Source organism: Lysobacter enzymogenes (assembly GCF_017168095.1).
Taxonomy (GTDB): Bacteria; Pseudomonadota; Gammaproteobacteria; order Xanthomonadales; family Xanthomonadaceae; genus Lysobacter; species Lysobacter enzymogenes_D.
On record NZ_LXSD01000292.1, the window covers coordinates 1 to 13053 of the forward strand.

The 13053-nt window shown below is 70.0% G+C and carries 9 protein-coding genes; 4 read left to right on the forward strand and 5 right to left on the reverse strand.

Annotated features, from left to right (window positions below):
* Together A7A76_RS09305 and katG are read right to left on the reverse strand one after the other, a co-directional pair.
* The coding region (locus tag A7A76_RS09305; protein ID WP_206410944.1) for a DUF937 domain-containing protein at positions 1-239 on the reverse strand (239 nt) is incomplete at its 3' end.
* A 430-nt stretch (positions 240-669) separates the two neighbouring features.
* Positions 670-2853: a catalase/peroxidase HPI gene (gene katG, locus A7A76_RS09310; protein WP_206410945.1), complete on the reverse strand. Its 2184-nt coding sequence runs from the start codon at positions 2851-2853 to the stop codon at positions 670-672.
* A gap of 551 nt (positions 2854-3404) precedes the next feature.
* Between katG and A7A76_RS09315 the strand changes: the two genes are divergently transcribed.
* Positions 3405-3602: a hypothetical protein gene (locus tag A7A76_RS09315; RefSeq protein WP_206410946.1), complete on the forward strand. Its 198-nt coding sequence runs from the start codon at positions 3405-3407 to the stop codon at positions 3600-3602.
* Between the two features lie 193 nt (positions 3603-3795).
* Here the strand turns inward: A7A76_RS09315 and A7A76_RS09320 are convergent, their stop codons facing one another.
* Positions 3796-7161 carry an AAA family ATPase gene (locus tag A7A76_RS09320; RefSeq protein ID WP_206410947.1) on the reverse strand — a complete coding sequence of 1122 codons (3366 nt, stop codon included), beginning with the start codon at positions 7159-7161 and terminating at the stop codon, positions 3796-3798.
* On the opposite strand from A7A76_RS09320, the gene A7A76_RS26405 reads away from it, so the two are divergent.
* Complete coding sequence (locus tag A7A76_RS26405) at positions 7162-7380, forward strand: DUF6053 domain-containing protein (RefSeq protein WP_428995114.1); 219 nt, start codon at positions 7162-7164, stop codon at positions 7378-7380.
* 72 nt (positions 7381-7452) lie between these two features.
* Here A7A76_RS26405 and mutS read toward each other — a convergent pair whose 3' ends face one another.
* Positions 7453-10056 carry a DNA mismatch repair protein MutS gene (mutS, locus tag A7A76_RS09325; protein WP_241200834.1) on the reverse strand — a complete coding sequence of 868 codons (2604 nt, stop codon included), beginning with the start codon at positions 10054-10056 and terminating at the stop codon, positions 7453-7455.
* A 356-nt stretch (positions 10057-10412) separates the two neighbouring features.
* On the reverse strand, positions 10413-11198 hold the full coding sequence (locus A7A76_RS09330) for a TSUP family transporter (RefSeq protein ID WP_206410948.1): 786 nt from the start codon (positions 11196-11198) through the stop codon (positions 10413-10415).
* A gap of 489 nt (positions 11199-11687) precedes the next feature.
* Between A7A76_RS09330 and A7A76_RS09335 the strand changes: the two genes are divergently transcribed.
* Together A7A76_RS09335 and A7A76_RS09340 are read left to right on the forward strand one after the other, a co-directional pair.
* Positions 11688-12776: a hypothetical protein gene (locus tag A7A76_RS09335; RefSeq protein WP_206410949.1), complete on the forward strand. Its 1089-nt coding sequence runs from the start codon at positions 11688-11690 to the stop codon at positions 12774-12776.
* Positions 12777-12816: 40 nt separating this feature from the next.
* Positions 12817-13053: hypothetical protein (locus A7A76_RS09340; protein ID WP_206410950.1), on the forward strand; the 237-nt coding region annotated here is incomplete at its 3' end.

The following is a 13053-nucleotide window of genomic DNA, read 5'->3' on the forward strand; positions in this document are numbered from 1 at the left end:
AGGTCCAGCCCGGCCGCGCCGCCGCCCGCGTCGGCGTGATCGCGCTGCAGCGCGCCGAACAGCGCCTGCGCGCCTTCGGGCTGGCTGGCGTTGCGGCCCAGCGCGCCGAGCAGCAGCGGCAGCGCCTGGCTCACCGCGCCCTGGGTCTGCGCCTCGGACAGGCCGAGCTGGCTGCCTATCTGCGCCAGCGGCTGGCCCTGGAGCTGGTTGAGGAGATCGTCGGTCAGCGAGGCGCTCATCGTTAAATTCCGGTGTACGGGGAGTGCAGATGCTAGCGCCGGCCCGTTAGTGCGGAGTGATGCCGGCGGCGTTGTGTGGCGGGGGTGCGAAAGGGCGGTGGCTTGAGCGTGGTTCGGTGGTGGTTGGTCGTTTTTGCGTTGGCACCGCGATGGTGGAGGGCGGGGGCGAGAGCGGCGATGGGCGGTGGTTTTGCGGGGGATTCGAAGCGGTCTTTGCGCTGGGTTTGGGGGCGGTGCAGGACGACGTTTTAGTTGGGGGCGCGGTGGTTGAGGTGTCGCGGTCGCGGCTTGCGCCGCTCCTACAGGTAGCCGATGCAGGAACGGCGCGGGCCGCTACCGCGACACGGCGACTGCGACGAAAAAAACGCCTGGCGGTCGGCCCGCCAGGCGCAGAGGTGTCGCACAGGGTTTCTTGCCGCGGCCGCGGCGCTTACTTGTTCAGATCGAAGCGGTCGGCGTTCATGACCTTGTTCCAGGCCGCGACGAAGTCGCGTGCGAACTTCTCCTTGGCGTCGCTGCTGGCGTAGACCTCGGCGATCGCGCGCAGTTGCGAGTGCGAGCCGAACACCAGGTCGACGCGGGTGCCGGTCCACTTGGCCGCGCCGGTCTTGCGGTCGCGGCCTTCGAACGCATCTTGCGCGTCGGACGTCGGCTTCCACACCGTGCCCATGTCGAGCAGGTTGACGAAGAAGTCGTTGCTGAGCGTGCCGACCTTGTCGGTGAATACTCCGTGCTTGCTGTCGCCGGCGTTGGCGCCGAGCACGCGCAGGCCGCCGACCAGCACGGTCATCTCCGGTGCGCTGAGGTCGAGCAGTTGCGCGCGGTCGACCAGCAGCGCTTCGGCGGTCGCCTTGTACTGGCCTTGCAGGTAGTTGCGGAAGCCGTCGGCGAGCGGTTCGAGCGCGGCGAAGGAGTCGACGTCGGTCTGCTCGGCGCTGGCGTCCATGCGGCCCGGCGCGAACGGCACCTCGACCGACACGCCGGCGTTCTTCGCCGCCTGTTCGACGCCGGCGGCACCGCCGAGCACGATCAGGTCGGCGAGCGAGACTTTCTTGCCGCCGCCGGCGGAGGCGTTGAAGTCGTTCTGGATGCGTTCCAGCGTCGCCAGCACCTTGGCCAGTTGCGCGGGCTGGTTGACCTCCCAGTCTTTCTGCGGCGCCAGGCGGATGCGCGCGCCGTTGGCGCCGCCGCGCTTGTCCGAGCCGCGGAAGGTCGAGGCCGAGGCCCAGGCGGTGGAGACCAGTTCGGACACGCTCAGGCCGGACGCGAGGATCTTGGCCTTGAGCGCGGCGATGTCGCCGGCGTCGATCAGCGGGTGGTCGACGGTGGGAATCGGGTCCTGCCAGATCAGTTCTTCGGCCGGCACTTCCTTGCCGAGGTAGCGCGCGCGCGGGCCCATGTCGCGATGGGTCAGCTTGAACCAGGCGCGGGCGAAGGCGTCGGCGAACTGGTCGGGGTTTTCGAAGAAACGGCGCGAGATCTTCTCGTAGGCCGGATCCATGCGCAGCGACAGGTCGGTGGTGAGCATGGTCGGCGCCTGGCGCTTGTTCGGGTCGTGCGCGTGCGGGATCTTGTTCGCCGCGGCGGGATCCTTGGCGATCCATTGGTGCGCGCCGGCCGGGCTCTTGCTCAGTTCCCATTCGTAGCCGAACAGGTTGGCGAAGAACTCGTTGCTCCACTGCGTCGGCGTGCTGGTCCAGGTGACTTCCAGGCCGCTGGTGATGGCGTCGCCGGCCTTGCCGCTGCCGAAGCTGCTGGCCCAGCCCAGGCCCTGGTCGGCCAGTTCCGCGCCTTCGGGCTCGCGGCCGACGTGCGATTCGGGGCCGGCGCCGTGGGTCTTGCCGAAGCTGTGGCCGCCGGCGATCAGGGCGACGGTCTCTTCGTCGTCCATCGCCATGCGCGCGAAGGTTTCGCGGATGTCGCGCGCGGCGGCGATCGGGTCGGGGTTGCCGTTGGGGCCTTGCGGGTTGACGTAGATCAAACCCATCTGCACGGCGCCGAGCGGATTCTCCAGCACGCGGTCGCCGCTGTAGCGCTTGTCGCCGAGCCACTGCGTCTCCGCGCCCCAGTACACGCCTTCTTCGGGTTCCCACACGTCGGCGCGGCCGCCGGCGAAGCCGAAGGTCTTGAAGCCCATCGATTCCAGGGCGACGTTGCCGGTGAGGATCAGCAGGTCGGCCCAGGAAATCTTGTTGCCGTATTTCTGCTTGATCGGCCACAGCAGGCGCCGGGCCTTGTCGAGGTTGCCGTTGTCGGGCCAGCTGTTGAGCGGGGCGAAGCGCTGCTGCCCGGCGCCGGCGCCGCCGCGGCCGTCGAAGATGCGATAGGTGCCGGCGCTATGCCAGGCCATGCGGATGAACAACGGGCCATAGTGGCCGAAGTCGGCCGGCCACCAGTCCTGTGAATCGGTCATCAGCGCGTGCAGGTCGCGCTTGACCGCGTCGAGGTCGAGGCTGTTGAAGGCGGCGGCGTAGTCGAAGTCCGTGCCCATCGGGTCCGTCGCGGGCGCCTGCTGGTGCAGGATCTTGAGGTTGAGCTGGTTGGGCCACCAGTCGCGGTTGGAGGTGCCGCCGCCGGCCGCGTGGTTGAAGGGGCATTTGCTGGGGTTCGACATGGGTGCGTGCCTTTGACGGTGGGATCCAACGGTCGGGTTGCGGTGGCGCGCGGCGTCGGCCGCGCGCAACGGCGCTGCGCGAGTCAGGAGTGCGGATCAGGAGCAGGGGGGAGCGGGAGTCGCCGCCGCGAGCATGGATGCGCAAACGCGTAGACACCGATGCCCGGCGCGCCGCAGTCGGCGTGTGCGAGCTGAGTTGGATCGTCCGGCTGGCGCATCGCTGGCGTTCGGAATCGTGGGGGTACGGGCGACGATAGACGGGCGCGATGCCGATGTTAAATCGATCCTTTCGACCTATCCGATAGAAATCGACTATGGATCCGCGCCTGCCGCCCGCATCGCCGCCCGATCATGCGAGCCGGACCATGGCGGCGACGTGACCGCGCTCGGAAATCGCGACGCGCGCCGCGCAACGCCGCGCTTGTTGCTGCGCAGCACGGCGGCCGGGACGCGACGCTGCCTACACTGCGGCGAGCGCCGGCCGCGGTGGCCGGCGCCGTGCGATTCACGGACAAGGAGACAGGGCGATGGGACGGACTCGAGCGAAAGGGATGCGGATGGGCTGGATGGCGATGGCGGCGCTGGTGTTCGGGCTGGGCTTCGGCGCGGCCGCGTCGGCGTCGGATCCGGATTGCTACAGCGCGTGCATGGAGCAGTTGAACGATTGCATCGCCCAGGCCGGCGGCGGCAGCACCCAGCATTGCGGGCGCCAGTATCGGCAGTGCACGTCGGATTGCTCGTTGCCTTGAATGCGCGTGTTCGGTGCGGGTTGCGGCTGCGCGCTTGCGGGGGCGCGGTCGCGGCTTGCGCCGCTCCTACAGGTAGCCCATGCGCGATTCGCAGCCCTTGTAGGAGCGGCGCAAGCCGCGACCGCGAAAACCCGACAACGACGAACCCATCGCAATCCGAGCGCGCGCGATTGCGCGCCGCGCCGCGCGAACCTCAATCCTCGCTCATCACATCGAACTCGCCCGCCAGCACCCGGTCGATGCGCCCGCTGCGCCAGCCGCGCACGCCGTCGCGCACCAGCGGCGAAGGCGAACGGCGATAACGGCGGGCGATGCGGCGTTCGGCCTCGAACGCCGGCGCCTGCGCGGCCTGCGGCTGGCGCGCGCGGCCGGGCAGGTCGGGCGCGACCTGCACCAGCACCGACAGGCGCTGCGTGGCGTCCTCGGCCTTGTCTTCGTACACATGCAGGCCGGCTTCGTGTTCGAGCAGGTCGAACGCGCCGAAGCCGCTCACCGCCAGCCACGCGCTGCCGCGTTCGCGGTCTTCGCGCAGCACCTGCACGCGCATGTTGCGGCGCTGCGCCCAGCCCTGGTACATCGCCAGCACGCGCTGCCACCACTGGCGCAGTTCCTCGCCCTGGCGCTGCGCGGAATCGCTGAGGTCGATCTCTACCAGCGCATCTTGCGGCCGTCCGGCGCGCAGCGCGTCGACCGCCAGCCCGAGCAGGAACAGCAACTGCGCCAGCGACTGGGCGAAGCTGGCGTTGCCGCCGTCGCGGCTGAGCCGCTGCTGCAGCCGCACCGCGGTGTCGAGCGCGCTCTCGATGCGGTCGCGGCGTTCGATCCGGTCCAGCGCGGCGTGGCGTTCGGGCGATTCCCAGAAGCCGGCCGCGGCCATGCGCGCGTAATCGGCTTCGCGCTCGCCGCGCCACTGCGCGCCGAGCACGGTGTCTTCCAGCGCCGCCAGGCGCGCGTCCAGGCGCGCGATCGCGGCGGCGTCGGCGGACGGCGCGTAGACCAGATCGCGCAGGTCGTCCTCGCCCTGCGCCGGCGCGGCCTCGCCGGCCGGCGCCGACGCGGGCGGCGCAGGCGCAGGGTCGATGAATTCGACTTCGAGCTTGTCGCCGGCGCTGCGCACGAACAGGAACTGGTCGCCCTGCGGCGCGCGGTGCTCGACGATGCTGCGAGCCAGCGGCGCCAGCAGGTAGTGCTCGATCGCCCGGCGCAGCGGACGCGCGCCGAGGTCCGGGGTGAAGCCGCGGTCGAGCAGGAACTCGATTGCCGAGGGCTCCCATTCCACCGCCCAGTCGCGGTTGCGCAGGCCGCGCCGGGTCAGCACGCGGCCGAGTTCCTTGTGCAGGATCTCGCGCATCAGCGCGCGGTCGAGCGGGTTGAACAGCACCACCCGATCGAGGCGGTTGATGAACTCGCGGCGAAAGGTTTCGTACAGCGCCTTCTCCACGGCGCTGCGCGAATAGCCGCCGCGCACCGAGGTGAAGCCGGGGCCGGCGCTGCGCGAAATGGTCGAGCCGGCGTTGCTGGTGAGGATGATGATGCTGTGGCGGAAATCCACGGTGTGGCCGCTGCCGTCGCTCAGGCGCGCGTCGTCGAACACCTGCAGGAACAAGTCCCAGACCTTGGGATGGGCCTTCTCGAACTCGTCCAGCAGCACCACCGAGAACGGCTGCTCGCGGATGCGCGAGGTCAGCGAGCGCACGCCGGCGGCGCCGCCCTGGTCGGCGGTAAGGCGCCAGGCCGAGTCTTCGGATTGGTATTCGCTCATGTCCAGGCGCAGCAGCCGTTCGTCGCTGCCGAACAGCAACTCGCCCAGGGCCTTGGCCAGCTCGGTCTTGCCGGTGCCGGTGGGGCCGGCGAACAGGAACACGCCGATCGGGCGGCCGTTGTCGGTGAGGCCGGCCTTGAGCATCGCGATGCGGTCGAGCAGCGCGTCCACCGCCTCGTCCTGGCCGAGCACGCGGCGCTGGAAGAACGCGCGCAGGCGCTCCAGGTCCAGGCTCTGGCGGTCGTCGATGACCTCCAGCGGCAGGCCGCTGCGCTGGGCGATGGTCGACAGCAGGCGCTCGCCGTCGATCGGCAGCGCCGGCGGCTGTTGCGCCTCGGCGCCGCGCAGCGCGTCGTCGAGCAGGCGCAGCAGGCGCCCGGGTTCGTGCTGTTCGGGGAAGTACTGCGCGGCCATGCGCGCGGCCTCGGCGAGGGTGCGCGCGTCGGCGACTTCGCGGCCGGCGCGCTGGCTTTCCACGCGCGCCCATTCGGCCGCGAGCGGCGCCAGCGCCAGCGGATCGAGCGGGGCGACGCTGAGGATGTCGAAGTGGTGCTTGATCACCGGCCGCGCGACCTGCAGCTGCGCCAGCTGGCGCGGGCTGATCTCGCCGATCACCCGCAGCTGGCCGCGCTCGATCGCCGGCAGCACCAGGTCGAGCACGCCGGTGGGATCCTGCTTGTACGCGCCCTTGGACAGCAGGTCGAAGAACTCCGGCGCGCGCCACAGCGCCTTGTCGCGATGCAGCACCGACAGCATCTCGCGCACGCGCTCTTCCAGCTCGCCGATGTAGGACTGGCCGGAGAGGATTTCCGCGGCGCTGGCCTCGAACACCAGCCAGCCTTGCGCCTGCAGGCGCTGGCACAGCAGGTCGATCAGCACGCTCTTGCCGACGCCGTGCTCGCCGCTGACCAACACCGAAGCCGCATCGGCCCCGGTCAGCAGTTCCTCGAGTTGATCCAGTTGCTGGCGCAGCGCCTCGTGCACGATCCGCTGAGCCGGCTTCGGCGCCGGATTGACCCGGCCGAACGCGCCGAGCACGCGGTTCTCGCGGCGCGCGCCGGCGGCGCGCTCGACTTCGTCCAGCAGCGGTTGCAGCAGCGGCGAGTCGAAGCGCTTGAGGGTTTCGCTGAGTTGCTTGGCGTTGTTCTCGTCGAGCTCGTCCAGCGCCGGCGCGGGCAGCGCCTGGCCGCGTTCGCCGGCCCAGCGCAGGTAATCGCGCAACATCTGCCGCACCGGCGCGAACTCCCACCACCACGGCTGGGCGTGGCGCATCAGCTGCGGCAGCGTTGCCGCGTCGGTGAGGGTCTGCAGGTGTTCGATCAGGAAATGCAGCGGATAGCCGCCGTACTGCCCGGCCGGTTCGATCAGCCGTTCCGGCGCGATGTCGCCGCGGCGCGAGGCGGCTTTGACGATCATCGACTGCAGCACGTAGCCGGTGCCGCTGAGCTGGCGGGTCAGTTCCTCGTGGCCGAAGGCGTCGCTGGCGAGCAGGTCGACGCCTTGGTGGAACTCGGGCAGGGCGAGCAGGTCCTGCGGGCGCTGGATGCGTTCGTCGACCGCGTCGATGCGGCGGATCAGGGCGAACAGGCGGTCTTGCGCGGATTCTTCCGCGGCGGGCGCGGGGTCGGCGGGCGTTGCTTCGACGGCCGCGGGCGCGCTGTCGTCGCCGACGGCGGCGCTGGATTCGGGCTGGATCGCGACGGCCGGCGGCGCGGCCTGGGTTGCCGCGGCCGGGCGATAGAGGCGGGCGAGAATCAGGCCGGCGACGATGCCGACGAGGAATAGCAGGGCTTCCACATGCGCTCCGGTGTCCGTTCCGGCGCACAGTTTAGCGGGTGGCGTTCGCGGTCTGCGGCGGGGTTGCGGCGGTCACAGATTGGGCGATGGGCCGAGCGCGGCGCGTGCGCGCTCGGCTTTGGCGGGAGGGCTTCGGGCCCGATGCCTTTGTTCCTGAGCGCGGCGAGCGGAGCGGAAAGCATCGGGCCTGAAGGCCCTCCCACAACTGCATCGAGCTGAAGGCCTCTCCCATGACTGCATCGGCCCGAGGGCCCTCTCGCAACGACATGCGGCCCGCAGGCGCAGCGAAGGTCAGGCCAGCGCCTTGATCCGATACAACGCCTCCAGCGCCTGCTTCGGCGTCAGTTCGTCCGGATCGATTTCCGCCAGCGCGTCCAGCGCCGCCGAGGACGGCGCGGCGAACAGGCCGAACTGCTGCGGCGCGTCCAGCGCGGCCTTGGCGAACGAGGGCTTGGGCGCATCGCGGCCCTGGTTCTCCAGTTCGATCAGGCGCCCGCGCGCCTGCTTGACCACCGACTTGGGCAGGCCGGCCAGCGCCGCCACCTGCAGGCCGAAGCTGCGGTCGGCCGGGCCGTCCTTGACCGCGTGCATGAACACCAGTTGCTCGCCGTGCTCGACCGCGTCGAGATGCACGTTGGCGATGCCGTTGCCCGGTTCGGCCAGCGCGGTCAGTTCGAAGTAGTGCGTGGCGAACAAGGTGTAGGCGCGGTTGTGATGGGCCAGATGGCGCGCGCAGGCCTCGGCCAGGGCCAGGCCGTCGTAGGTCGAGGTGCCGCGGCCGATCTCGTCCATCAGCACCAGCGAACGGTCGCTGGCGTGGTGCAGGATGTAGCTGGTCTCGCTCATCTCGACCATGAAGGTCGATTGGCCGCGGGCGAGGTCGTCGCCGGCGCCGATGCGGGTGAGGATGCGGTCGATCGGGCCGATCGCCGCGCGCGACGCCGGCACGAAGCTGCCGATGTGCGCGAGCAGCACGATCAGCGCGTTCTGCCGCATATAAGTCGATTTACCGCCCATGTTGGGGCCGGTGATGACCAGCATGCGGCGGCCGTTGCTGTCGTCGAGCACCAGGTCGTTGGGCTCGAACGGATCCTTGCGCACCGCTTCGACCACCGGATGGCGTCCGCGCAGGATGCACAGGCCCGGCGCTTCGGTGAGCTCGGGTTGCGACCAGTCCAGGCTGGCCGCGCGTTCGGCGAACGCGCACAGCACGTCGAGTTCCGACAGCGCCGCGGCGCAGCGCTTGAGCGGTTCCAGGCGTTCGTTGAGCGCGTCGAGCAACTGTTCGTACAGCAGCCGCTCGCGCGCCAGCGCGCGCTCGCGCGCCGACAGCACCTTGTCCTCGAACTGCTTGAGCTCTTCGGTGATGTAGCGCTCGGCGTTGCTCAGGGTCTGGCGGCGGGTGTAGTGGGTCGGCGCCTTCTCGGCCTGGGCCTTGCTGATTTCCAGGTAATAGCCGTGGACGCGGTTGTAGCCGACCTTGAGCGTGGCGATGCCGCTGGCAGCGCGCTCGCGCGCTTCCAGGTCGATCAGGAACTGGTCGGCGTTGGTCGACAGCGTGCGCAGCTCGTCGAGCTCTGCGTCATAACCGGGCGCGAACACGCCGCCATCGCGCGCCAGCACCGGCGGCTGCGGCACGATCGCCTCGGCCAGCAGATGCGCGTGCGCGTCGTGCTCGCCGAGCTCGTCGGCCAGCGCGCTCAGGCGCGGCGCGTCGAGCGGGCGCAGCAGGCCGCGCACGTCCGGCAGCAGGCCCAGGCCGTCGCGCAGCGTCGACAGGTCGCGCGGGCGCGCGCTGCGCAGGGCGATGCGCGAGAGGATGCGCTCCAGATCGCCGAGCGCGCGGAAGCGCTCGCGCACATCGTCGCCGGCGCGGCTTTCGATCAGCGTGGCCACCGCCTGGTGGCGATGGCGCAGCGCCGCGCGGTCGCGCAGCGGCCGGTGCAGCCAGCGCCGCAACAGGCGCCCGCCCATCGGCGTGACCGTGCTGTCGAGCACGCCGAGCAGGGTGGTGCGGCTGTCGCCGTCGATGCGGCTGTCCAGTTCCAGATGGCGGCGGGTGGCCGCGTTCATGGCGATGGCGCCGTCGCCGGATTCCACCGCGATCGAGGTCAGATGCGGCAGCCGCTGCTTCTGCGTTTCTTCCACATACCCCAGCAGCGCGGCCGCGGCGGCGACCGCCAGCGGCTTGTCTTCCAGGCCGAAGCCGGACAGATCGTGCAGGCCGAAGAAGCGCAGCAACTGGCGGCGGCCGCTGTCGACGTCGAACAGCCACGGCGCGCGCCGGCGCACGCCGCTGCGCTCGGCGACGAACGCGCCCCAGCCGTCTTCGTCGGGCATCAGCGTTTCGGCCGGCTCCAGCCGCGCCAGTTCGGCTTCCAGCGCGTCTTCGCTGGCGACTTCGTTGACCAGGAACCGGCCCGCGGCCAGATCCGCCCAGGCCAGGCCCCAACCGCTCTTGCCGCGCGAGACCGCCAGCAGCAAGGTGTCGCGGCGCTCGTTCAGCAGCGCCTCGTCGGTGACCGTGCCCGGCGTGATGATGCGCACCACCTTGCGCTCGACGATGCCCTTGGCCAGGGCCGGATCGCCGATTTGCTCGCAGATCGCCACCGATTCGCCCAGCGCCACCAATCGCGCCAGATAGCCTTCTGCGGAGTGATGCGGCACGCCCGCCATCGGAATCGGCTGCCCGGCCGAAGCGCCGCGTTGGGTCAGGGTGATGTCGAGCAGGCGCGCGGCCTTGCGCGCGTCGTCGTAGAACAGCTCGTAGAAATCGCCCATGCGGAAGAACATCAGCACGTCGGGGTGCTCGTTCTTGGCGGCGAAGTATTGCTTCATCAGGGGGGTGTGTTCTTCGGACCCCTTGCCCGGGCTGGATTTCTGGGTTTTTTGCATTTGATTCAAGGCTTTAGAATTTTTCAGTTTGACGCGGTGAGGGCAAGTATGGACAGCTAAGGCCGGCTAGGCACGCCATCGTGCGGCGCCGGGGCAGTCCGAGGGCGAGGTCGGGGAATTTGAAGCGGCGCCTGGAAAGTAAACGGTCCTGGAAGGTGGCACGCGCCGCCGCCCGAAGCTGGCGACGGCCCTGCTCTGACTGTATTGCCGTCATCGGCGGTATAGGCGAGATCGTCAATTTTGCCCCGAATACGCAACCGGCGCGCTATCCGGAATCCGATAGCCGCCGCGACGCGCCGGCGCAATCGGCGGCGCGCCGGGCGTCGCAGCGGGCGATAAAGCGCCCGCCCCCGATTTCAAAACAGCCCCAACACGAACCGCGTCAGCGGATTGGCCGGATCCGACAGCAGCTTGGCGGTCAGCAGCAGCGACATCGCCAGCAGCAAGGGGCGGATCGCCCTGGCGCCGATGCGCAAGGCCAGGTGCGCGCCGAGTTGGCCGCCGAGCACGCTCGACAGCGCCATCAGCAGGCCCAGGGTCCACAGCACCTTGCCGCCGAGGATCAGCGCGATCAGCGCGGCGAGGTTGCTGGACAGGTTCAGGAACTTGGTGTGGGCGGTGGCCGAGACCAGGCCCATGCCGAACAGCGCGACCAGCGCGGTGGTCAGGAACGCGCCGGTGCCGGGGCCGAAGAAGCCGTCGTAGAAGCCGATCGCGGCGACGAAGCCGATCAGCGCCGCCGGCCCCAGGCGGCTGTGGCGGTCTTCTTCCGAGGCCTTCGGCGCCAGCGCGAAGTAAATCACCATCGCGATCAGCAGCACGGGAATCAGGCCGCCGAGGAAGGCCGGGGACACGCGCTGCAGGGTCCAGGCGCCGATCGCCGAACCCGCGAACGCGGCCGCGGCGGGCTTGAGGAAGCGGCGGAAGTCGATGCGTCCCTTGCGCGCGAACGCGTACACGGCGCTGGCGGTGCCGAAGCTGCTCTGCAGCTTGTTGGTGGCGATCGCGGCGACCGGCGGGATGCCCGCGGCCATCAGCGCCGGGATCGTCAGCAGGCCGCCGCCGCCGGCCAGGGCGTCGATCGTGCCCGCCACGAACGCCACCGCCATCAGCAGCGCAATCACTTCGATCCCGAATTCCATTACGTCTGCTTCACCTGAAAAACGATCGCGCGGCATCGGAGTCGAAGCGGCGGCGCGCATTATGGAGGAGCGCGGCGGTGCGCGCTCGGCGCTCGCCCGGGTCGCCGGCGCGTTCGATCGAACATCGCCGGGGCCATGCCCGGCCGCCGCGATGGCGAGGGCGTGTGCGAAAACGTGATGCAGCCCGGCGCGGCTGTTGCAGCGCACATTGCGTCGCCGCGAAACCGTACGCTAGCGTCCGGGGGCGGCAGAAGCGACGCCGCGCGCTGCAGCCGGTCCGTCGTCGGGACGGGCCGCGGATCCGTCGCGATCATCCGGTTGCGGTCGCACTTTTCGCGGCCGGATCCGTCGCGGCCGTGTGTTGTCACAAGCCGGACTTGTCGTGAAGCGAGCCTGCGTACCGGGTTCGCCGTGTACCGCTGTTTGGGTTTTTCTCATCGGGCGCCCGCGGGTGTCCGCCGCGCGCATCATCTCGAAGGGGAATTAAGGATGAAGTCTTCGTTCCGCACCGCCGCGGGGCGGCTGATCCCGGCTGCCGCGCTGCTCGCGCTGTCGGTTCCGGCCGTGGCCAGCACCCTCAACCAGAACGTGTCGTGGACCGTCGACCGGGCCGGCACCACCGCCAAGTACCGGGTCGTGGCCTACGGCGATTCGATCTTCGCCGGCTACAACGGTTCGATCAGCAACGCGGCCAAGTATTCGGCGCCGACCGTCGACGCCGAGTACCTGTCGGCGCGCTGGAACGCGGATATCGAAAGCGTGCGCCGGGCCAAGTCCGGCGCGGTGGCGCGCGATGTCTACGAGAACAAGATCGTGGCCGAGCGTTCCTACATGCAGGACGCCTCGACCCGCGTGGTCAGCTTCGAGATGTGCGGCAACGACGGCCTGCAGGCGCGCAGCGCGTTCAAGTCGCAGACCGGCACCTGCGACTACAGCGGCCTGGACGCGGCGATCAATTCCTGCAAGACCTACGTCGCCGCGGCGATGGACTACATCAACGCCAACGCCCACGCCAACACCAAGCTGAAGATCGTCTCCAATCTGTACTACCCCGGCTACGCCGCCGACAACGTGCAGAGCTCGTGCAAGGACGCCGGCACCGGCCAGACCGTGAACCTGCGCGACCGCTTCCTGCCGGCGATCGCCAAGATGAACTACTGGATGTGCGAATACGCGCGCCAGAAGGGCTTCAAGTGCGCCGACAGCTTCGCCCAGTACATGGGCGCGGACTACGACAGCAACGGCGACGGCCAGATCGACTCCGACGCGCTGCGCTACGTGGCCGGCGAAACCGAGGCCAGCTACGTCACCCGCACGGCGGTGACGCTGCGCGCGACCTTGCGCGACGCCAACACCAAGTTCGTCGCGTCCACCAGCTCGTACGACTACATCCAGTCCGACGACACCCATCCGACCTACACCGGCGGCACGGTCTCGGCCGGCCTGTGGGGCGGCAGCACCGGCACCGGCGCGTCGCGCTATCCCAGCATCAGCAACGGCCGCACTCCGATCTGGAACCAGTACGGCCACGAGCGCATGGGCTGGGCGCTGTCGGTCTATCAGCCGGCGAACCCGTGACGCACGCGCTTTCGATGAAGACGCGGCGGAGCATCGGCTCGTGAGCGAACGCCGCCGGCAAGACGCCTCGCCGTCCCGCGCGGACGGCGAGGGCCTGCGCGTCGTCGCCAAGGCGCCTTCGCCGCGCAGCGCACGGCGGCTCGGCGCGGCCTGCGTCGCCGCCGCGGTGGCGGTGACGCTGGCCGGATGGTGGCTGCAGCCCGAGTCAGTGCGCGCGGCCAGCATGGCCGGCCGGGAAGTGCAGCGCGATGGCTTGGCCTCGGCGGGCGCCGCACCC